We start from the raw sequence: 21684 nt of genomic DNA, 5'->3' as shown, positions 1-21684 counted from the left end.
CGATATACAGAGGCCATGGGATCTCCTGGGCCAACGCCGCGAATCACGAAAGATGACCTCCGGGAGATCTTCGACCGAGCAGACAAGCCGCCAACGCCGTTCTTTACCGAGGAAGTCGCTGATGCGCTGGGGTGTACGCAGCAAACTGCACGCCGCTATCTAGAGGAGCTCGCCGAACAAGGAGAAGTTCAAACCAAACAAGCGGGCGATTCAGACAGAATCTGGTGGCTGTCCGAGGAGCAACGATCGGATTCCCGACAACCCGACGAGGAGCAGTTCGGCGCCTTCGTGAGCGCGGTCAAAGATTACGCGATCTTCATGCTCGATCCCGAGGGCACGATCGTCAGCTGGAACCAGGGGGCAGAGCGGATCAAGGGCTACTCGAAGGACGAAATCGTCGGCGAACACTTCTCGACGTTCTACACCGACGACGACGTCGTCGACGACGTGCCAGATCGGAATCTCGAAATCGCTGCAACCGAGGGCCGGGTCGAGGATGAGGGGTGGCGCATCCGCGAGGACGGCTCGCGCTTCTGGGCGAACGTCACGATCACCGCCATCCGGGACGACGAGGGCGCACTCCAGGGATTCACGAAGGTTACCCGCGACATGACCGAGCGTCGGGAGTACGAGCACCAACTGGAGGAGCAAGCAGCGCGACTCGAACGCCAGCGCGACGACCTCAAACAGGAACTCGACGATATCTTCGAGCGGATCGACGACGCCTTCTGCGCTCTCAACGACGAGTTCCGGTTCGAGTACGTGAACGAACGCGCCGAAACATACCTCGGCAAGCCAGCAGGAGAACTTCTCGGACGGAAACCGTGGGAAGTGATCGATGTCGACGAGACCAATCCGCTCTTCGAGACACTGGAGAAGGCGATGGCCACCCAGGAACCGGTGCGTTTCGAGCGGGAATTGGACCCGCTGGGGATTTGGGCGGCGGTACGGGTTTACCCCTCGGAGTCCGGCCTCTCCGTGTACTTCGAAGATATCACCGATCGCAAGGAGCGCGAACAGGAACTCGAACGAATCCGTGAACTTCTCGAAAAGACGGAACGCATTGCGGACGTCAGCGGTTGGGAGATCGAAACGGCTACCCGCGAGGTGTTCTGGACCGATCACGTTTTCGATATTTTGGGGGTTCCCCGCGACGAGGAACCGCCGCTGGAGGAGGCGCTCGATGTCTACCACGAGGATGACCGACCGATCGTCGAGGACGCCGTTGAAACGGCACTCGATTCCGGAGAGCCGTTCGACGTAGAGGCCCGGTTTCGAAGGCCCAGCGGCGAGGTGCGCTGGCTCCACATCAAAGGAGATCCCCACGTAGAAGACGGAGAGATCGTCTCGGTCCGCGGCGCGGTTCAGGACGTAACCGAGCGCAAAGAGCGCGAGCAGGACCTCCAACGTATCCGAGAGCGAATGGAGTTAGCCCTCGATGCGACCGACGCGGTCGTCTGGGACTGGAACATCGAGACCGATGAAGCGTCGTTCTACCCTTCGGCGGAGTCGCTCTATGGGACCACGGTCGAAAACTGGGAGGGGTTCGTCGGAGTGATTCACCCGGAGGACAGAGAGAGGGCTCGCGAGGCGATCGACAATACGCTCGAAACGGGCGATCCGAAGCACGAGGAGCTTCGTATCGTTCGAGATGGGAATGTCCGGTGGATCACGGCCCCCGGCTATCTCGTCCACGATGCTGACGGTTCGACGCGGATGGTCGGCGTCGCTCGCGACATCACCGAACGGAAGACGTACGAGCATAAACTCGAGGAGTCGAACGAACGCCTCCAACAGTTCGCCTACGCGGCCTCTCACGACCTCCAGGAGCCGTTGCGCATGATATCGAGCTACCTCCGGCTCATCGAGGATCGATACGCCGGCGATCTCGACGAGACCGGGGAGGAATTCATCGAGTTCGCCGTGGACGGTGCCAATCGAATGCGGGAAATGATCGACGGCTTGCTCGAGTACTCTCGCGTCGAGACGCAGGGTGATCCGTTCGAACCGGTAGACCTCAACGCCGTCCTTGCGGACGTACTGGCCGACCTCCAGTTCCGGATCGAGGAACACGACGCCGAGATTACGACCGAGGACCTTCCGGATGTCAGGGGTGACGCCAGTCAGCTCCGCCAGCTGTTTCAGAACCTGCTCGAGAACGCGATCGAGTACAGCGGCGACGAGCCCCCGCGCGTTCACGTCGCGGCCGAGCGGTCGGGATCGATGTGGGAGGTGTCGGTCCGCGACGAGGGGATCGGCATCGACCCCGAGGATCAGGATCGTATTTTCGAGGTGTTCCAGCGGCTCCACACGCAGGACGAGTACACCGGTACCGGTATCGGGTTAGCGCTGTCCAAGCGGATCGTCGATCGCCACGACGGAGAGATCCAGGTCGATTCGGAACCGGGGGAGGGAGCAACGTTCTCGGTGTCGCTCCCGACGCCGGACGACGCCTGAGTGAGCGCAGACACTGACCGGTTGAACACATCTCTGTATCCAGTACGCCATTTCCGACAAGTAATAGGGAGGTCGGAATCCATCGCGTTACACTGTTTCATCGATTCGGGCTCTGCTGGTGGGTAGTTCCCCGGTGTGAGTCGTGCTCTCCAGCGTCCAGACAAGGCTCGATTTCGTCCCCTCACGCTCGCTTGCCTCGATCCTGATCTCGACGAACCGCCGCAGCCGGTAGCCGGCGGGCTACGCGTTCGCGGCCAGCCGGCGGAACGGACGAATAACTCGCCGTGGAAGCCAGACGAGGGCCTGGACGGCTGGATCCAAGCGACCCCATCGGGGCGGCACCGCCCGGTACCGATTTTCTATCCGATCGACGCGGCCCTTGGTTTCCATAAATCCGAGGGCGCTCTCGACGCGCGATTCGGTGAGATCGAGGTCGGCGGCAAGCGCCGCGGCCGTTTGCGGTTCCGAGGCGTCTCTGAGACCCTGATACACCACGTTCAACGTCTGCATTCGAAGCAGTATCTCGCCCGAATCGTCGTCATCGAGGTCGGACACGTACTCGTGGTCCTCCCGAGACGGCTCGTACCGCATCGTCGTCGCGCCGTCGAAGACGAACCAGAGACCCGTGAGGGCCAAGAGACCGCCGACCTGCGGGGGAGAATTGACGATCGCCAAGTACGCACCCGCGGTAAAGACGGACGTTCCGTAGACGAGTAGGTTCGTCCCGTCGGGCAGGTCGTACTCCTCGTCCGCAGCGTCGTGTAACAGCACCGCGAAAAGCATAACGGCTAACGGGACGGTCGTTCGCAGCGTCATCTCCGTGAAACTCACGAATACGGCGAGGACGCCGATCGTGCCGATGACGGTCCGGAACGGCTTGTTCTCGTAAAGGGAACCGATGCGGGAGAGCATTCGTACTATACTAGACAGGTCCAGGTATTAAATATTCGTGCGAGCGATGCATGTGCGCATTCGTCACCGACAGGTTCGATGCCCGTTCACTCCGTTTCGGTCGTCACCTCCAGGAAGACGTCTTCGAGCGTCGAGTCGCGACCGGCTTCGAGTCGGTCGCGGAGGTCGTCCGGCGACCCCGACTCGACTAACCGTCCGTCGTAGAGGATCCCGACCGCCGTCGCGACCCGTTCGACGACGGGGAGAACGTGCGTCGAGAGAAAGATCGTCGTCCCGCCGTCCGCGAGCTCGGCGATCAGGTCTCGAACCGTGCGCACGGCCCGCGGATCCAGTCCGGAGGTTGGCTCGTCCAAAAAGACTACGTCGGGGTCGGTCACGATCGCCTGGATGAACCCCGTCTTCTGGCGCATCCCCTTCGAATAGGTGACGATTCGATCGTCGGCGTCGGCGGCCAGATCGAGCCGGTCGAGCAGCGTCTCGATCCGCTCCTCGAGCGCCTCCGGATCCATCCCGCACAGTCCGCCGTAGTACTCGAGCTGTTCGCGGGCCGTGAGCTGTTCGTAGATCGGCGGCGTCTCGGGAAGGTAGCCGATGCGGTCGATGAGCGCCTCGCGGTCCGTGATCGACGCCCCGGCGACGGTCCCGGAACCGCTCGTCGGGGGCGTCAACGCGGTCAGCATTCGAATCGTCGTCGTCTTTCCCGCCCCGTTCGGGCCGAGAAAACCGTACACCGAGCCGGCGGCGACCTCGAGGTTCAGCCCCTCGACGGCCGTCGTCGCTCCGTAGGTCTTGGTGAGGTCGTTCGTGACGATGGCCGGCTCGTCGTTCGGTTCCGCGTTCGAGTTCTCGAATCCGTCGGTCGTTGCTCTGGTCATAGCTCACTCGAGGTGGTAGTCGCGGTAGCGGTCGACGGCGACTCGAAACGCGAGCCTCGAGACGCCGATCGCGAGGACGATCGTACAGCATAGCGCGCCGATGCGGACGGCCGCGGTGGGGATTCCGAGTGCGGCCAACGGTTCGAACACCGGTCGCGACGTGCCGAGAAACGCCGGGACGGTTACGACCGAGACGACCGCGAACGTCTTTGCCATCCCGTAGAACGCCGATACTCCCGTTTCCGAGTACACTGGAACGTCGATGAAAAAGCCGGGCACCCGAACGAGATCCGCGCGATCGGCGTTCATCTCGAAGGCGACGTTCACCGTCGCAGTACACGCACAGATCGCGAAACCGGTGCAGATCAACGCGAGCGTCTCCGCGAGACTCGCGTCGCTCGCGATCCCGAGCAGGAGGACGACGGCCGCGATGAGCGGGGCTCCGAGGACGAGACTCGCGAGTAGCAGTCCGCCGACGAAATCCCGCCCTCGAACCGTCGTGAGTAGCATCGGAAGGACGCGGTACGTCTTCCCGATCGGCTCGGTGCCGAAGACGAGTCCGGTCGCCAGCCCGAGGGTGAACACGACGAGCACGAATCCGGGCGCACCCAGGAGGACTCCGAACAGCGGCATGCCTACCAGACCGACGAAACAGAGCGCATAGCCCGCCGACAACACCCCCCGCGGGACGCGTCGCTCCGCGAGCAGGCGCTCCCTGGCGACGACGAGGCTCGGACGCGAGACGTGCTCGCCGAGAAGCCGTTCTAACCGCCCGTCAACGACCAGCGAGTGCGAGCCGGACGACCGCGCCGATCGCGTCGAACCTGCGGGATCGGTCTCCCAGAGTCGACGGGCGAACACGGTCGCGAGCGTGAGCAGCAGCGGGACGGCGAGCGCGACGGTTCCGAGCGCGGCCAGTCCACGGATCGGTTCGACGCCAGCGCGCTCGCCCGCACCCAGCAACGCGAGATCGGCCAGGAGCGCGAGCGGCAGGTACTCGAGCCACGACGACAGCTCGTCGATCGGCACCGACAGCTCCTGACGCAGAACCCAGAGGGCCGCGATCGGAATCCAGCCGAACGCGACGAGCAGATCCCGGTACAAGCCGCCCCGTGCCAGCCGTCGACCGACTATCGTACCCGCGAGTCTGCCGGCGACGCCGACCGCGGCGGCGAACGCCGCGAGGGCCGTGATCGCCGCGATCGTAGAGAGCGCGACGGCCGCCGATCCGGCGCCGAGCGCGAGTCCGACGGCGACGCCGATCGCCGGAATCGCGAGCGCGACGCCGACTCGAGCGAACACGAACAGCACCAGGCCGACGGTGGCCGTCCGCGCGGAAACCGCCGTCAGCAGGGCGTCGGGAGCCAGCTGCTCGAAGCGTCCGTTCGTCAGCGACGAGCTCCGGACCGCGAGCAAGACGAACCCGATCGCCGCCGCGAGCGACGCCTCGGAACGCGGCGGCTGTCCACCGGTGGCCAGTTCGCGACCGAGTAGCCACGAAACGACGCCGAGGGCGACGGCAGTCGCACAGAATACGAGAATCAGGGCGGCTCGGCGGCCCCGCGAGTGGCCAAACTCGCGGCGGTAGCGTCTCCACTCGATTCGGGCGATTCGCACGCTACCGTCGAGCCAGGTGGCGATCATTCGATCCCTTACCGTCTGCACCTGCACCTTCAGCGTACTTATTTTTGGTCAAATAATATCCGCCGGACTACAAGTACGATCTGAGACGGCCGTGTTGAAATCCTCGGGGGCGTACAGGCTCAGTCGATACAACGACCAGAAAACACGACACACAGATCGCTCCATCGCCGATCAACCAGAACACCGACGACGTTGCGATTCACCACGGCGACAAGGGCCACGAGACCAGAAGATTCGCGCAGTAACCCATGGAGAAGGACACGTCCCCTCATCAAACACCGCGACTTCTCGTCGGTCCACAAGGAGTGGAATGCACGATTAGACGCTGAGTTGCACGCTTCTGGGTCCGGGCTCTCGGCCGCTTGTCCGACCCTGATGACAGCCGCGAAAATATCGAGGAGTGGTCCGACCGAACGGTCGCGGTCAGATAAGCTGGTTCCTGCGAACGCACCAATTTGAGCCACTGATCAGCAATTGGTGCTTCGGCGTTGCTGAAGAAGTTTGAAAACGGTACGGTTTGTCGTTTTATCTCCCAAAATATATGTTTGACACTGTTCCGATTCCCATGTCGTTCGCGTCTGAAATCGAGAGCGTGCCACTGGCGAGCATAGTTCAGCGTCTTCTCGTCATCGATGAGAAACACGGCGTCGTCGACATCGTGTTTCTCCCGCAGATCCGTAAAGAACAAACTGGCTATCCTCGGTTATAGCCGGTTCAAGCGCCGTGTGAAGCACGTCGTTCGTTTCGGGTGCGACAGCAGCATACAGCCAGTACTGTTCGTCGTTGAGTCGGATCACGGCTTCATCGACCGCGACGCGATCCGGGTTCCGTCCGGACTCGGACTGTAGATCGACTTTGTGCGCTCAGTTATGACGGGCGATCGTACCCGGGTCACACCGAATATCTCGGTATCTCGAACAGTATTCGAAAGCGAGAGTCAATCGAGGTGGAGCGGAACACCGAGCTTCATCAACAGCCGTGGTGTTGCTTCTCGATCCACAAAATCCAAATCGCTCCGGCTGAGACGCCTGTTGAGACGAATTTTCGGGCATAGACACGTATGAACGCTCTGCCCACCTTTCAACCCTTATCTGAACACCGCCGTTGAGGCGGTCTTCGCATCTCACCTGCGACGTGACGACGACTAAAAAGGCTCGTCTTTTTCCGAGTCGCGCGATCTCCGCGGTCAGGCGAGCGATTTATCGCGTTTCCCGGATCGTTTCAGTCACGGATACATACCTGTCGCCGCCGATGTAGCGAACGTTGCCGTGGATCAAAACCACCCTCATTTTCCCACGGTCGACATCAGAGCCATAGACCGAACTCAGAGCGATGAAACGGTTTGCCGGATTTCGCGGAAGCGATGGTCGAACCAGAAGCGTGACGATCGTACGGACGATAGCGGGTCGAGTCGATGAAGGGAAGACCGCTTCCGTTACGGTTCAAATGGAGCTATCATCTCGTCGTCGAACGGAACAGCCGCCCCGGTCCGGTCGAAGCAGCCGTATTCCGTAATTCCGCTAATATTCGTTTTTCCACCGCTGGTCAATTCGTGAGCGACTCGAATGGTCTCTCGATCAACGCTTACCACAGTACATTCGACGTGGAGTTCAGTTTGAAACCGAACGGGTGACCGAAATTCCCACTTCCAATCACGGATCCGATACGGCTGTTTCTCCTCGGCGAGTTCGCCGAGACTCGTCCCGCACTCGATGAGATACTCCTCGAGAGCTATCCCCGCGAAGCGAGGATACTCCTCGAAGTAAGCCAGGTTTGCACCCTCGACGTAGGGACTCCGAATCGGGACCGACGTCGAATACGAGGGCAAGTGCGCTCCTTCATTTGTCCCGGTCGCCGGACCGACTTCGGGATCGCGGTCAACACATGCCTCGGCGAACGCCGATTGAACCCGTTCGGGTAACGCGAGTGCAGCGCCAGTCGACGAGATAGTCACGTGGGTCATTCGTGCCGTCGCAAGGCGTTCTCCGTCGCCGTCGATAATTTCGTAGAGGAGTTCGACGCTCGATCTCCCGACGTCGATCGGGACCGTCGAGACGGTGATACGATCGCCGAGAGCTGGATACCTGTGGACGGACGTCTCGACCACGACAGGCGCGTAGGGAATGCCGTCGTCGTCGAGGAGTTCCTCGAACGAGTAATCGAAGGCGGCGGCCACTTCCTGTGTCGAAACCAACTGCCAGTCGAAGAGGACGGAGCCGTGAACAAGCGGTCCAGCAAGCTCCCCGAATCGTACCTCCGTATCGCTAATCGTTTTCACACCGCGTCCGTACTGGGTCGAGTACTACTATACTACAGGAAACGGCAAACGAAGTTACATCCAGGTACGAGTTCGACCCGGTTTGGTGCGCTGGAAGGCTCGTCGACCGAGCGGCGCGTCTTTCTGTACGACGACGGGCATTCGGTGCTATGGCCGCCACGATGGTTCGAGCCGAACGTCTCCTTTCTCACGACGATCGAGCACCCACTCGAAGCTCGATCGGAGCCGTTCGTACGGCCGTGGAGGCGACTACACGACGTTGTCCGCCGCGGATGCTTCGTCTAGCAAAATTTAACAGCCGCGGCGGAATTGGTGGCGTATGATCGTCGACGACGAGAACGGCGTGCGAACGGTCACGTTCGATCGACCCGACTCGCTGAACGCATTCACGGCCGAGGCGGCCGAATCGTTAGCTGACGCCATCGACGGCGCCGACGCCGACGGGCACGACGCGATCGTTCTCACCGGCGAGGGCGACGCGTTCAGCGCTGGTGGCGACCTCGAGGCGATGGCCGAGCGCGACGAGACCCCGAAGGAATCGTTCGACCGGACGAGCGAGACGCTCGGCCGAGTCGTCGAAACGGCCCTCACGTCCGAAGTACCGATCGTCGCGAAAGTAAACGGCGATGCGGTCGGTGCCGGACTCGCGGTAACGGCCGTCAGCGACTTCGCATACGCCGCCGACTCAGCGTCGTTTAGCTGTGCGTTCGCGCGAGTCGGACTCGTCCCGGATACCGGGGGGACGTTCTTACTTCCGCGACTCATCGGCCTTCGCACCGCCAAACGGCTAGCGCTGACCGCCGAATTCGTCTCCGCGGCTGAAGCCGCGGAGATCGGCCTCGTAAACGAGGCCGTCCCGGACGGCGACCTCGAGGCGACCGTCGACGACCTCCTCGAGACGCTCCGACAGCGTCCAACGACGACGCTCGGGCTGACAAAACGCGCGATTCACGAAAACATGGGTCGGTACTGGCGGGAGGCGCTCGACCACGAACTTCTCACCCAATCGATCGCGTACGGCACGCCGGAACACGAAGACGGCGTGAACGCGTTCTTGGAACGGTGATCCCGGACCGACTGTCGGCCGTTCGATCGTGGATACGTTCGAACTCTTGCCGAGCCACATCACTGGTCGCCCCGCGACTCGAGGCTCAAACGGCTTCAAGCCGGCGGTCAACGCAAGCCGCGAGTACGAGTCGGTACGATCGCCAGCACTTGTAACGGAATCCCACATCGCGGGTAGTGGATCGACGTAGCTGGATCGACTCGTCCCGTAAACCGCAACCAGGTAACGTCGGTCAGCCCGTTCCAGCGCGCCGAATTTCGCCGCTCGACTAGCTCGTAATTCTCGAGTGAGAGTACCTCGGTTTCCGTCCGGTTGGTCACCGAGATCCGTTCGCGGACGACGCCGGTGGTCGGATCGCTCTCGGACGGGCGACTATCGAGAACCGTCGTCGTCACGGAGAGCGTCTCGCTCGGCCGAACCGGTTCGTGCCAGCGGACGTCGTCGATTCCGAGACCGGCGATGACGGCCCGTTTGCTTCGAACTTCCTCGACGACGAGCCGAACCGAGAGGGAGAGCGTGCGGTAGCCGCTAGCGATGAGGCCGCCGTATCGACTCTCCGACGCGGCCTCCGGATCGGTGTGAAACTCGAGCGGATCGAATTGCTCCGCAAAGGCGACGATCTCGTCCGCCGAAACGGTGATTTCGCCACACTCTTCTCGTCGTTCCGGTTTCGATATTCTCGAGATAGCGCGCCTTCTGATCGGCGCTGAGCATACGTCCAGGTAGCCACTCTGGCCCCATCTCTGTTACTACTCGACGGACACGGCGGAGGCGATAGATACAGTCGGACGAGGCGATCCGAAACGGGATTCGATCAGCGTCGTTCTGTCGGAACGAGACTTCCCTCAAAACGCGCGAATATGTTAGTTAACTTAGATAGGGTTTTTATTTGGAGGACGAGCGACTAGTCGACAACTGGCATGGCAGGGAAATACGTTACGTCGGAAAGTAACCTACCCGACGATCCAGAGGGGGAGGAAATCCAGTTACAAGTGAGCGACGAAGAAACGAAAGAGATCTTCGACATCCGGGCCAAGATCGATCGAGATCCGGACAATCTCACCGATCCGGACACGCTGACCGTCGTCAAAGGGCCGCACGAGAACACCAAAGAAGAGTGGTATCTCGACGTCCTCGAGACGGACAGCGGCGATTCGATCGATACCGATCTGCTCGAGTCGACGATGGCCGAGGTCGAGGAACAGTCGACCGTGATCAACACCAGGTCGAAGGAAGTGAAGACGCTCCTGCAGTATCTCACGGAGAAAGGAGAGCACGAGTCCGTCTCCGAGGCGAGCCGAACGATCATGCTCGACTACCTGTCCGATACGTATCCGGAACTCGTGAGCGAGTACATCGACCTCAAAGTGCAGTCCGAGCGCGACGAACTGGCAAACGAGTTGCACAATCACAAATGACGATCCACAGCTTCCGACAGTACCTTCAGACGCTCGAGACGAGAGGCGATCTCCATCGGATCTCCGAGCCCGTTTCGTGGAATCTCGAGGCCAGTGCCGTCACGATGCTGTTGAACGTCGAAGACAGCGCCGTTCCGCTGTTTGAGAGCGTCGAATCGGCGCAACTCGTCGGCGACCCGTATCGAGGAACCCAGCGCAGACCGTGGGATCGAATCGCACTCGGGCTGGGATTGCCACCGGATCTCTCGTACAGTGAATACTACGAATCGGTGATCGATCGACTGAAGGATCCGATCGAACCGGTGACGGTTTCCGCGGACGATGCACCCTGTAAAGAAGAAATCCGGACAGGTGACGAGATCGATCTCCTTGACTTCCCGTGGCCGTACATTCACGCGGGCGACGGCGGGCGCTATTCGAACGTCCACACGCTTATCGCACCGGATCCCGATTCCGACTGGGTCGACTGGTCGAATCATCGAACGATGATCCACGACAGCGAAACGAGTAGCGTCCTCCTGTTAGCGGGCGAGCAAACACCGAACCTCTACTACTACAAGTACGAAGAGCGAAACGAACCGATGCCCGTCGCGATCGCCGTCGGCGTCGAACCAGCGGTCCGGTACACGTCCGTAATGTGGATTCCGACGGGTCGGAACGAGGCCGAATACGCGGGCGGGTTGAAACGGGAGCCGGTTGAACTCGTTCCGTGTGAAACGAACGATCTCCTCGTTCCGGCGACAGCCGAACTCGTCATCGAGGGCGAGATCCTTCCGAACGAGCGCCGCGACGAAGGCCCCTTCGGCGACTATTTCGGCTATATGCACGGTCCCAGAAGATCGATGCCCCTCTTTCGAGTGACAGGAATCACGCACCAGACGGATCCGATACTCCCGTTCTGCGTCGAAGGTACCGGCGTCGGGCATTCGGAGAACACGACCAGTTCGATGGAGGTCGGTTGCGTCGGCCCGGATGCGACGCTCGGACTACGAACCGCCCAGTTCGACGTCGAGTGCTGTGCCCCGTGGAAGTCGACGCCGCGAACGATCTATACGATCTCGACCGAGAAGACCAATCCCAGCTATCTCCACGATATGGCGAATTTCATCTTTACGACGTGGGGGATGCTCCACGTCGACTTCTTTATATTCGTCGACGCGGACGTCAATCCGCTCGACCAACGAGAGGTACTCGAGGCGCTCGCGTTATACGCGGATCCGGATACCGACTTTCACCAGTTCGGGGTCGAAACGATGCCGAAAGTTCCGCTGAACATCTATCAAACGCCGACCGAAAAGGGCGACATCCAGACCGGAACGTCGAAAGCGAAGACGGCGAAGGCGTACATCGATGCGACCAGCGATAGGTCTGCGCGGAAATCGCAGCCGACCGGCGACGTCGAGCGCAGATATCGGGCGCAAAAGATACTCGAACGGGCCGGCGTCGACACGAGCACGCTGTCGTTCGTCGATCCCGGGGAGGGTGCGCAATGACGGCGCTACGACGACATCTCGAGCGACTTCGGGAGACCGACGACCTGGTTTCCGTTACGGAACACGTCCACTGGGACGGTGCAGTCGCCGAGGTCGCGAGCGAGGCGATCCGCCATAACTGTCCCGTCACGCTCTTCGAGAACACGTCCGGTGCGGTCCGCCCGGTGAGCGGCGTTTACGGCGGCGCCGACCAGTTCGCCAGCGCCGATCAACAACCGTGGCAACGCATTACGCAGGCCCTCGATCTCGGCGCGGAACGATCGTATATCGAACTGATCGAGCGCCTGGCTCGGTGGCAGTCGTCCGCGGTCGACGACCGCGTCACTGACAAACCGGCCGCAACCGTCCGTGAGGGGATCGATATGTACTCCCTCGGGCTGCCGACGGACGGTAACGGGACGCCGCTCGTCTCCATGGGTCTGCTCGTCGTGGAGGCCAACGGCGTCACGACCTGGGCTCCGATCAGGGGTCGAGTACAGCGGAGCCGGACGTTACGACTCGCTGTCCCCGAGGCGGTCACCAAGTGGTGTTCGCCGTCGGCCGACGTAAGCGTCGTTTTCGGTGTCTCGGCCGCCGCTCTCATCGCGGCGCTTCAGGGGTGGACACAGGGCCAGACGACGCCGACCGTCCCGGAATTGGCAGCGGGATTGACCGACGTCCCTGTGACGACGATCGATTCGCGGATCGTTCCGACGGACGCCGAAGTACGCATCGACGGCCGGATGAGTCCCGTCGAATCGGAGGCAGTGATCGACGAAACCAAGCCGAAAGCAGCGTGGGAACTGGCGTGCGAGACGACGACCGTCGATGTCGACGCCGAGGCGATCGCACTCCGTGAGGAACCGATCGTTCCGTTTACTCCGCTCGGCGAGCCCTTAACCGACGATCTGCACCTGATGTGTCTTGTCGAGACGGCGAAGCTCTTCCGTCGAGTGAACAACTACTGGGGCGTCTCGCCCGTCGAGTGGATTCAGTTGCCGGTCGAAGGGCAACTTGGCTTCTGTATCGTCTCGAGCGAAATCCTGTACGCCGGATTCGAGTGGCAGCTCGCTAATACGCTCTTCTCGTTCTCGGACCTGTTCGACAAGGTACTCATACTTGACGAGCAGGCTGATCCGTCGAACCTGGCTCGAGCGATCGACGACATGTGGGTCAAGGCCCACCCCGCCAACGACTGGATCTTCAGCGAACCGAACGCCTCGAGCGCGACGGCGCCGCTATACCGTTCCGACGGATCGAACGGCTCCCGGCTCTACATCAATGCGACGTGGGATCCGCGGTGGGACGAAGAGTACATCGCACCTCGCGTGAATTTCGAGACGTCCTTTTCCGAGAACGTGCTGGAGTCGGTCGCCGACAGGTGGGAGGAACTAGGGCTCGACGCGCTCCTCGACGAGCGCGGAGTGAGCGACGTCCGTGAGTGACGTCGTCAGGGTTTCCGTCGGCGGCGGATCGCCGGAGGGAACGAACTGTGCGTACCTGCTTCCGGCCCGCGGCGTCGTCATCGATCCAGGTCCGCCGTCCGATACTGCGTGGACTGCGCTTCGGGACGGGATCGCGGACGCCGGGATCGCGATAACGGACGTGGATCACGTCCTTCTCACCCACTGGCACATCGACCACGCCGGCCTCGCGTCCCGTCTCGCGGATCGCGCCGACGCCTCGATACACGCTCACGCCGATGATACGCTGCTGATCGGCGACTACGCGGCCGCTCGCGAGCGGCGATGTCGTCGCGATCGACGGGTTCTCGAGCGATGGGGCGTCCCGGAGTCGGTTCGGGACGACGTCTCGAGCGCCGATACGCCGTCTCCGGTACCCGACTCGTTCGCGGTGACGCCCCACGGAGACGGTGATACTGTCGTCGACGTCGAGTTCGTTCACACGCCGGGTCACACCGTCGGTCACGTCTCGTTCCGGACGGACGAGGGGATCTTCCTCGGGGACCTGCTGCTACCAACGTACACGCCGAACGTCGGAGGGAGCGATACGCGACTCGACGATTCGCTCGGTCAGTATCTCGCATCGCTGAATCGCTTCGAATCGATACGGACGGACGGATACCCAGGACACGGTATGGAAATCGAGATTCCGACGGCGATCGACGAAGCGCGACGCCACCACCGGAACCGGGCCAGAGCGGCCTTTCGTGCGATCGCGACACCGGAACCGTCGGCGCGGACGCCGTGGGATGTAGCGCGAGAGCTGTTCGGTGAACTGCGCGGTATCCACGCGAAATTCGGCGCGGGCGAGGCGGCCGCGCACCTGCGGCGACTCGCCGAACTGGGTCCCGTCGAACGTCTTGACGGAACGCCGGTTCGATACCGTCCTGCGATCGACTCGTATCCGACCGGCCTTCTGCTGACGCCGTAATTCGAATCGGCGACGGCCGCCGTTCTCTGGTCGACGCCCTATCGTGGCCGCAGCGTTCGCCGCGAGTCGTCGGTCGAGACGAAGAGATACGGCGGCGCCTCTCTCGTCTCTTCTCGCTACGGGCTGAGAACGGGCGCGGACGGTATGTCAGAGGCGAGACCGACGGTACCGCGAGCGACCGTTACTCCTCATCGCCCGGTTCCTTGTCGCCGAGTTCGACGCCCACGAAGTCGGGCTTGCGGTCGTTGAGGAAGGCGTCGACGCCCTCCTTCGCGACGTCGGAACCGAGGAGGCGGTTCTGCAGTTCGCGCTCGTGGGCCAGCGCGTCCGACAGCGGCATTTCGAGGCCCTCGTTGACGGCGAGCTTGTTGTTACCCACCGCGACGCTCGGCTTCTCGGCGATCTCCTGTGCGAACTCGAAGGCGGCGTCTTCGACCTCTTCCGGCGGATGGATCTCGTCGAAAATCCCCCTCTCCGTCGCTTCTTCCGGCGTGAGAGTATCGCCGGTGAGCATCATCCGTAGCGCTTCGGAGCGATCGATGTATCGAGGTAGCAGTTGCGTCCCCGCCTCGCCGGCGATGAGTCCGAGGTGAATCTCGGGCATGCCGATGTTGTAGTCGTCATCGTCGCCGATGTATCGGAAGTCACAGCCGAGCGCGAGCTCGAGGCCGCCGCCCATGCAGTGACCGTTGACCATCGCGATGAAGATAGTGTCGGTCGTCCGCATCTTCATGATGATCTCCTTGCTCGTCTGACTCGCGTAGCCGACCTGCCGACCGGACTCCTCCTGCAGAACCTGAATGTCGAAGCCCGTCGAGAAGAACTTCTCGTTGGAACTGCCGAAGAGGACGGCGCGGACGTTCTCGTCGAACCGAACGGCCTCGATGGCGCGCTGGAGGTCCAGCAAGACCTCGATGTCGTGTGCGTTCGCCGGCGGCCGGTCGAGGCGAAGGATACCGACGTGGCTGTTTATTTCCGTCGTGAAATACTCCAGATCTAGCTCACTGAACGCTGGGAGCTCCATACAGGACTCACATCGCTACCGCGCCATAAAAAGCTTTCTAAATTCGGAAAATATATTTTGTGTAAATAATGGGGAAGCTGTCGCTATGGGTACCGAGGGCGAACGTCGAACACGAGGTCGGTTACCGACCGGTGTCCGGATTCGCGCCGTCGTATTTGATCCGTTCGAACACTGTGTTGCAGCCGTTGCAGTAGTACTGGGCCTTCGAAATTTCGCTGCCGAAAGCGGACTCCCGTTCCGTATCCGCCGACTCACAGAACGGACACGTCACGGTCAATTTCGAGAGTCGATCGTTCATTCCCATCATCAGTTCATAAAGAACAGCTCGTTCTCTTCGCCGCGGAGCTGTCGGACGTCTTCGTCGCTGATTGCCCCGCCGCCGGCGCGTCGTTGCGTCTCGTCCCACTCCTCGAGAGCCGGAGCGTTCCAGTCGACGTTCTCGAGAGAGACGTCCGTTTCCGCGAACAGCTCTCGGTAGTGGTTGGCGAACGACTCACGGATCTCGGCGACCGGCCGATCCGTGAATCCGGAACCGAACACCGGATCCTCGTCAGCATCGTACGCGGTCGGACCGATCAGCGAGAGCGTCTGCGGGAGCGTCGTCTCCAGGGTTCGCTGGATCGTTTCCGGATCGTCTTCGGCCAGCGTTTCCAGCCGGGCGTCGTGGTACTCCAGGTGGAAGTACTCGTCTTCGCCCATCTTGGTGATCAGGCCGAACAGGTCGTCCCGATCGATCGCGTCGATCAGGTACCACGACGCGCGGTCTGCCGGAGCGATCGACGCGATGTACGACGGCCACTCGCCGTCGATGCGGTCGAGACAGGCCGCGTTGGCGAACTCATCGGGCTCGCGGTCGCCGCTCAGCCAGTCGGCGTCTCGACCCTGTCCTTCGAGTTCGCGCGCTAGCTGGCGGACGTGGCCGATTTCCTCCTGTGCGGCGCTCGCACCGCCGATGTCGTCCTCGAGCGACGGACCCGAGAGGCTCCACTGGGCGTACCGGTGTCCGAGCAGGAGCTTCGTGTCGTAGACGGCCTGTACGTAGTCGAGCGCCAGTTCGGGCCAGGTATCGTCACTCACTGGCACTCACCTCGAGTTCGGGTCGGCCGCCGGTCACTTCGAGGAGATCCGCCTCGTTGATGACGGCGAGGAAGTCCCAGTCTTCTTCGTTGAACGTGTTGTGTGCGTACATCTTTGCGAGTCGATCGCTCTCCGCGGTGACGTTACCGATATGTTTGGTATCATCACCTTGATTGATTCGTGCGAATACTTCGTATTTCATGGCGGTTAGAGGCTGATTCCTGCTTCGCGCATCTTTTCTCGGACGGCATCGGTGAGCATGTCCTTCGACCAAACGGGATCCCAGACGACGTCGATTTCGACCTCGTCGACGCCGTCAACGACCGCCAGACAGCTCCGGATATCGTTGTGGATCATGTCGTAGGCCGGGCAGCCCATACAGGGGAATGTCAACTCGACGGTGACGTGGCTGTCCTCTTCGCAGATGTCGTAAACCATCGCCATTTCGACGAGGCTCACCGGGATGTGCGGATCCGGAATCTCGTCGAGGATATCCCACAGCTCCCGCTCGAACGGCGTCGCATCGGCGCGGCGCCGTTCGACGAACTCACTGGTCAGTGACGCGTTCGCCGATACATTCGCCGGTTTTCGTGCACTCGACATAACTAGGCCCCGATGTCAACGGTACTGGACTGGATCATGTCGATGTACTTCTCGTTCGCCGGACCGCGGGAGCGCCAGCGATCCATCACGTCGGACCACGAAATTGGCTCGTCGAAGCGCCACTCCTTGTTGTCGGCGTCGAAAGCGACCGGCATATCGTAGTCGAGGACGTACTCGTCGCGCTTCTCGTCGTAGCGGGCCGGCACGTCAAGCTCCAGTTCGTTCGTCAGCGGCAGCGTTCGGGACAGCCAGTCCTGGCGGAGCTCGTCGTTGGACTTACCCTTGATCCGGTACTCGAGCTGGTCGTCGTGTTTCTTCTTGTCGTCGGGCATGCCGAACCACTCGACGCCCATCGGGAACATCCAGTCGACGGCCTCCTGGAGACGCTGCTTGGTCTTGTCGCTGTTGTTCGCAAGTCGCCGCATCCACGTCTCGCCGTGACGGAGGTGGAACTGCTCTTCCTTGCTCACTTTTGTCAGCGCGCGCTTCCACGGCGCGTAGGAGGTGTTCTCGTGGATGTCGCTGAGGAGAACGATCCCTGCGCGGTCGAACAGCCCGTGGGCCGTGACGAGCTCGGCGAAGTTGTCGATGTGCTGGTCGAACCCGTAGGTATTGCGAAATTCGTGGGGTTCGCGCTCGTAGATGAGTTCCTCGCGGTCCTCGCCTAAGTCCTCGAGCAGTCGGTAGGCGATGTGGCCGTGGCCGAGCTCGTCCTGAATGACGCTGATACACGACGCGCGGGCGTCGAGCGACGGCGCGTTCAGCGACTGTTCGTAGTACGCTGGCGCGCTCATCAACTCCGTATCGCCCGATACCGTCAGGATCTGTTTGAGCGCCTTCTTGTACCCGTCGGTCATCTCTTCCGTCGATTCGATCATCCGCCCGTTCTGCAGCTCCTCTTTGAATCGCTTCTCGGTGGGCATAGCTCTAATCTTCCAACAGAACCTTTCTACTCGAAGGTAATAATTGTTTCCTGTATACGGTTCGTGTATCTACCGAATTGGGGCGCGACGGGATTCGCGGTTCGATCGGTCCGACGTGAGCGCCCCGGCGACCCCCGATATCCCTCGGTCTCCATCCGGGTATCCATCGCTCACCAGCTGCCCCGCGCCACTTCGGACCGGACCAACCGCGAAAAGTGTAAAAAAACGGAACTCAATGACCAGTGCATTTTTTAGTAGTCCATCTCTGACGATAATGCATGACGTACGAGATACGCCAGGCAACCTTAGATGACGGTACCGAACTGCTGGAACTGTGGCACGGGTTCACGAGCCACCTCTCGGAGTACGACGACCGGTACGAACACAAGGAGAGCGCCGACGATCGCTGGCTGCAGTACTTCGAGAATCAGCTCGTCGGTTCGAAATACGGGACCGTTATCGTCGCTGAAGAGGAGAGGACGGGCGAACTCATTGGCGTCCTGGAGGCACGCATCATGGGGAATCACCCGATCTTCCGGCTGCAGGACCACGGGTACATCAACGGCCACTACGTCGCGGAGGAATACCGGGGTAGCGGCGTCGGCGCCGCGCTGCTGGACGAAGTTCACGACTGGTTCGAGCAGTCGGAGAAAGACATCGACTTCTATCGCGTCGACGCGATCCACGGCGACGAGTCCGCGGAAGCGTTCTATGAGTCGAACGGCTTCGAACCGGTCGAACACGTCTTCGAACGATCTATCGATCGAGAGCAGTAAGCAATGGTCGAGAGTTACACAGTCGAGTTCGTCGACGAGGGACAGACGATCGAAGTGCCGGCCGACAAGCCGATCCTCGAAGCGGCTGAGGAAGCCGGCCTCGCCCCGCCCTACCAGTGCCGAATGGGCGTCTGTGGGGTCTGCAGCGGCATGCTCGTCGAAGACGGTGAAGTCGACCAGACGGAAGGAATGTTCCTCTCGGATAGCGAGAAAGAGGAAGGATACGTCCTGACCTGTATCGCGAAGCCGCGCTCGAACCTCCGGATCCGGACGGACGAAAGCCCCTAAAACCGACAGGCGGATCACACTCTTTTCGCTCCGATCGTACCACCTATACCGCAGTATCCGTCGCGGTTCGCTACGACGATCCCGGTCGCTGGACGGTGCGACGGGCGCCGGCTGTCGCGAGACGATCACCAGCGAGTCGCCGATTCGCTGTCATCTCCTCCGGGCAGCCGTGGCTGTCCCTCCGTCTCGTATACGGCTAGCGTATACGCCACTATCCCGTTCGTCGAGTTGTGTTTACACCAGTACTACTGTAATAGAATCGATCGACGTTCGACGGAGTACGATGCTATCGGAACGAGTGGCGAGCTCACTTTTTTTACAACAGTATGTGTGTAATATATCGCTGTTAGTACCGAGCAGTTCAGGACGTGAGATGGTGGAGTGACCTGGTATGTATACGATTTACGAATACGAATCCGTATACGCCATATGTTATCGTTCACCATCAGTAACAGCGTCCCGGCGAAGCCGTCCAGAACGGGTGATTTATCGCTGCGATCGTCGGAACCGACGTACTCACCCGCGCGTCGCATGCGGTTTCCACTGGTTGATGGACTGAACCGGTCGGGAGTTCAGTTTTCTACCCGAGGTGGCGTCGCTGGGAGGAAATCAGTGTGCGGCGTCGATTGATCCGCGCCTCGAGTCGATCGGTGACGCGGTCGAGAACGAGCGCTACCGAGATATTCGACCAGGGCGGCTGCGTGTTCTATCGCTACTGGTGTTCCGCTTCTCGCAGTTCGGTTCGTCGGATCTTCCCGGTTTCCGTTCGCGGGAGCCCTTCCCGGAACTCGACCTCGCGTGGGTACTTGTACGGCGCGAGCACGTCCTTGACGTGGTTTTGAATCTCCGTGATGAGTTCTTCTCCGGGCTCGACGTCGTCGTAGAGGACAACGAACGCTTTCACGATCTCACCGCGCTCCTCGTGGGGACTGCCGACGACGGCGACTTCAGCGACCGACTCGTGTTCTTCGATGACCGCCTCGACCTCTGGGCCGGGGATGTTATACCCACTCGAGATAATGAGATCGTCGCTGCGGGACTTGTACTCCAGTCGACCGTCCTCATACTGGACGAAGATATCGCCTGGGATCGACCAGCCGTCCTGATTGACCTCAAGTTGCTTTTCGGGGCGGTCCCAATACGCGATCCCGGTCGGTCCGCGGACCGCGAGCAGACCCGCTTCGCCGCGTTCGAGGTCCTCACCGGTGTCGGGATCAACGATCTTACACTCGTATCCGGGGACCGGATAGCCGGTCACGCTTGGATCGATCTTCTCGGTATGGCGGTGACTGATGAAGATGTGAAGCATCTCCGTCGTTCCAATCCCGTCGAGGAGGTTGATCCCGTACTCCCTCTCGAAGTTCTCGTAGGTCGTCGGCGTCAGCGGCTCGCCGGCGCTGAGACCGAGTCGCAACGACGAGACGTCGTACTCCTCGGGACCGTCGGGGTGCTGGGAGAGGATTTGATTGAATCCGGTTGGGATCGAACAGAGGATCGAGATCCCGTGATCCTCGATCGCTTCCAGCAGGTCGCCGGGGTCGGCGTCCGCGACGAGGCTCGTACTCGCACCAAACCGGAGCGGGAACGTGACGAGATCGCCGTAGCCGTACGCGAAGGGAAGCGGCGGATTTCCGCCGAAGACGTCGTCTTCAGTCGGTTCGAGGCAGTACCGCGCGTACGAGTCCGCGGTGGCCAGCACGTTCCGATGGGTGTGGATCGCACCCTTAGGTCGCCCGGTCGTCCCGCTCGTGTAGAGCAGTAACGCGATATCGTCGCGCTCGGTCTCGTAAGCTTCGAGTTCGTCGTCGGCGTCGTCGAGCAGGTCGTCGTAGCTGTGGTAGCTGTGGTCGACGCCGGTGCGCTCGGCGACCACGATGTCCCCGACCGTCTCGAGTTCGGGCAGCGCGTTCTCGACTTCGTCGAGGAGATCGTCGTAGACGACGACGGCCGACGCCTCGGCGTTGTTGATGATGTACTCGAGTTCCTTCGCCCGGAGGAGTTTCATCGACGGGAGCGCGACCCCGCCGATCTTCTGAACCGCCAGACAGGAGACGATCGCTTCCGGCCGATTCGGGAACCGTACCACGACCCGGTCGCCGGCGCCGATCCCGAGGTCACGGAGGGCGTTCCCCATGCGGTTGACCTTCTCCCGAAGTTCCTCGTACGTGATCGTCCGATCCTCGAAGTAGATCGCGACGTTCTCGCCCCGTCCCTCGCGGATGTGTCGGTCGACCAGTTCGTCGACGACGTTGATCCGTTTCGGGTAGTGGAGTTCCGGGAGCGAGTAAACGTGCTCCGGAGCGTTCTCTTCGTCCGGCAGATACTCCTCTGTGATACTCTCCTGCATACGACTACTCCATCATAGCTTTAAATTATATACCTACCGGTTCCTTCGGATGCAGTATCTCTGAAAAATACAGTAGTCCGTTATCCGTTTCCGCTCGAACGATTATTCGGACCGTCCTGCTCTGCCCGGA

20 protein-coding genes and 2 pseudogenes are annotated in these 21684 nt (G+C 61.2%); 9 read left to right on the top strand and 13 right to left on the bottom strand.

Features of this window, described 5'->3' with window-relative positions:
- Window positions 1–15 precede the first annotated feature (15 nt).
- On the top strand, window positions 16–2457 hold the full coding sequence (locus MUH00_RS20910; RefSeq protein WP_247004213.1) for a PAS domain-containing sensor histidine kinase: 2442 nt from the start codon (window positions 16–18) through the stop codon (window positions 2455–2457).
- A 240-nt stretch (window positions 2458–2697) separates the two neighbouring features.
- Here the strand turns inward: MUH00_RS20910 and MUH00_RS20905 are convergent, their stop codons facing one another.
- The 3 genes from MUH00_RS20905 to MUH00_RS20895 form a co-directional block, all read right to left on the bottom strand.
- Entirely contained in the window at window positions 2698–3369 is a 672-nt protein-coding gene (locus MUH00_RS20905) for a hypothetical protein (protein WP_247004212.1), read from the bottom strand.
- Window positions 3370–3455: 86 nt separating this feature from the next.
- Window positions 3456–4244 (bottom strand): ABC transporter ATP-binding protein, encoded by a 789-nt coding sequence (locus MUH00_RS20900; RefSeq protein WP_247004211.1) that lies wholly within the window; start codon window positions 4242–4244, stop codon window positions 3456–3458.
- A gap of 3 nt (window positions 4245–4247) precedes the next feature.
- Window positions 4248–5888 (bottom strand): hypothetical protein, encoded by a 1641-nt coding sequence (locus MUH00_RS20895; RefSeq protein WP_247004210.1) that lies wholly within the window; start codon window positions 5886–5888, stop codon window positions 4248–4250.
- A 128-nt stretch (window positions 5889–6016) separates the two neighbouring features.
- Between MUH00_RS20895 and MUH00_RS20890 the strand changes: the two are divergent.
- Window positions 6017–6236: pseudogene (locus MUH00_RS20890) on the top strand (IS5/IS1182 family transposase); the annotation flags it as partial.
- A gap of 106 nt (window positions 6237–6342) precedes the next feature.
- Here the strand turns inward: MUH00_RS20890 and MUH00_RS20885 are convergent.
- Window positions 6343–6940 (bottom strand): annotated as a pseudogene (locus tag MUH00_RS20885) (transposase domain-containing protein); the annotation flags it as partial.
- 383 nt (window positions 6941–7323) lie between these two features.
- A complete protein-coding gene (locus tag MUH00_RS20880; RefSeq protein ID WP_247004209.1) occupies window positions 7324–8166 on the bottom strand; it encodes an acyl-CoA thioesterase in 843 nt (280 codons plus the stop codon).
- A 319-nt stretch (window positions 8167–8485) separates the two neighbouring features.
- Between MUH00_RS20880 and MUH00_RS20875 the strand changes: the two genes are divergently transcribed.
- Window positions 8486–9232 carry an enoyl-CoA hydratase/isomerase family protein gene (locus MUH00_RS20875; RefSeq protein ID WP_247004208.1) on the top strand — a complete coding sequence of 249 codons (747 nt, stop codon included), beginning with the start codon at window positions 8486–8488 and terminating at the stop codon, window positions 9230–9232.
- Between the two features lie 107 nt (window positions 9233–9339).
- On the opposite strand, the gene MUH00_RS20870 is transcribed toward MUH00_RS20875, so the two are convergent.
- Entirely contained in the window at window positions 9340–9852 is a 513-nt protein-coding gene (locus MUH00_RS20870) for a MaoC/PaaZ C-terminal domain-containing protein (protein WP_247004733.1), read from the bottom strand.
- 300 nt (window positions 9853–10152) lie between these two features.
- Between MUH00_RS20870 and MUH00_RS20865 the strand changes: the two genes are divergently transcribed.
- From MUH00_RS20865 to MUH00_RS20850, 4 genes are read left to right on the top strand one after another with little or no spacing between them, the layout of a single operon-like run.
- On the top strand, window positions 10153–10650 hold the full coding sequence (locus tag MUH00_RS20865; protein ID WP_247004207.1) for a hypothetical protein: 498 nt from the start codon (window positions 10153–10155) through the stop codon (window positions 10648–10650).
- The gene (locus MUH00_RS20860) at window positions 10647–12143 is read left to right on the top strand and encodes a UbiD family decarboxylase (protein WP_247004206.1); all 1497 of its coding nucleotides are present in this window, start codon (window positions 10647–10649) and stop codon (window positions 12141–12143) included. The genes MUH00_RS20865 and MUH00_RS20860 overlap by 4 nt, the downstream gene beginning before the upstream one ends.
- Window positions 12140–13567, top strand: coding sequence for a UbiD family decarboxylase (locus tag MUH00_RS20855; RefSeq protein ID WP_247004205.1), 1428 nt, complete (start codon window positions 12140–12142; stop codon window positions 13565–13567). The genes MUH00_RS20860 and MUH00_RS20855 overlap by 4 nt, the downstream gene beginning before the upstream one ends.
- Entirely contained in the window at window positions 13560–14516 is a 957-nt protein-coding gene (locus MUH00_RS20850; RefSeq protein WP_247004204.1) for an MBL fold metallo-hydrolase, read from the top strand. The genes MUH00_RS20855 and MUH00_RS20850 overlap by 8 nt, the downstream gene beginning before the upstream one ends.
- A gap of 181 nt (window positions 14517–14697) precedes the next feature.
- Here MUH00_RS20850 and MUH00_RS20845 read toward each other — a convergent pair whose 3' ends face one another.
- From MUH00_RS20845 to MUH00_RS20825, 6 genes are all read right to left on the bottom strand, one after another.
- Window positions 14698–15540 (bottom strand): enoyl-CoA hydratase/isomerase family protein, encoded by an 843-nt coding sequence (locus tag MUH00_RS20845; protein WP_247004203.1) that lies wholly within the window; start codon window positions 15538–15540, stop codon window positions 14698–14700.
- A gap of 121 nt (window positions 15541–15661) precedes the next feature.
- A complete protein-coding gene (locus MUH00_RS23285) occupies window positions 15662–15838 on the bottom strand; it encodes a PaaD-like zinc ribbon domain-containing protein (protein ID WP_425603074.1) in 177 nt (58 codons plus the stop codon).
- An 8-nt stretch (window positions 15839–15846) separates the two neighbouring features.
- A complete protein-coding gene (locus MUH00_RS20840) occupies window positions 15847–16617 on the bottom strand; it encodes a Phenylacetic acid catabolic protein (RefSeq protein WP_247004202.1) in 771 nt (256 codons plus the stop codon).
- Window positions 16610–16819: a phenylacetic acid degradation PaaB family protein gene (locus tag MUH00_RS20835; protein WP_247004201.1), complete on the bottom strand. Its 210-nt coding sequence runs from the start codon at window positions 16817–16819 to the stop codon at window positions 16610–16612. Before MUH00_RS20835 ends, MUH00_RS20840 begins: the two co-directional genes overlap by 8 nt.
- Before the next feature lie 5 nt (window positions 16820–16824).
- The gene (locus tag MUH00_RS20830; protein ID WP_247004200.1) at window positions 16825–17220 is read right to left on the bottom strand and encodes a metal-sulfur cluster assembly factor; all 396 of its coding nucleotides are present in this window, start codon (window positions 17218–17220) and stop codon (window positions 16825–16827) included.
- Window positions 17221–17222: 2 nt separating this feature from the next.
- Window positions 17223–18143, bottom strand: a complete 921-nt coding sequence (locus MUH00_RS20825) for a Phenylacetic acid catabolic protein (RefSeq protein WP_247004199.1) — start codon at window positions 18141–18143, stop codon at window positions 17223–17225.
- 278 nt (window positions 18144–18421) lie between these two features.
- Between MUH00_RS20825 and MUH00_RS20820 the strand changes: the two genes are divergently transcribed.
- Together MUH00_RS20820 and MUH00_RS20815 are read left to right on the top strand one after the other, a co-directional pair.
- Window positions 18422–18919, top strand: a complete 498-nt coding sequence (locus MUH00_RS20820; protein ID WP_247004198.1) for a GNAT family N-acetyltransferase — start codon at window positions 18422–18424, stop codon at window positions 18917–18919.
- Between the two features lie 3 nt (window positions 18920–18922).
- Entirely contained in the window at window positions 18923–19207 is a 285-nt protein-coding gene (locus tag MUH00_RS20815) for a 2Fe-2S iron-sulfur cluster-binding protein (RefSeq protein WP_247004197.1), read from the top strand.
- A gap of 712 nt (window positions 19208–19919) precedes the next feature.
- On the opposite strand, the gene MUH00_RS20810 is transcribed toward MUH00_RS20815, so the two are convergent.
- On the bottom strand, window positions 19920–21554 hold the full coding sequence (locus MUH00_RS20810; RefSeq protein ID WP_247004196.1) for an acetate--CoA ligase: 1635 nt from the start codon (window positions 21552–21554) through the stop codon (window positions 19920–19922).
- Window positions 21555–21684 lie beyond the last annotated feature (130 nt).

The organism is Halosolutus gelatinilyticus, assembly GCF_023028105.1.
In the GTDB taxonomy this organism is placed as follows: Archaea; Halobacteriota; Halobacteria; order Halobacteriales; family Natrialbaceae; genus Halosolutus; species Halosolutus gelatinilyticus.
This window is presented reverse-complemented; position numbering and strand designations above follow the sequence as displayed.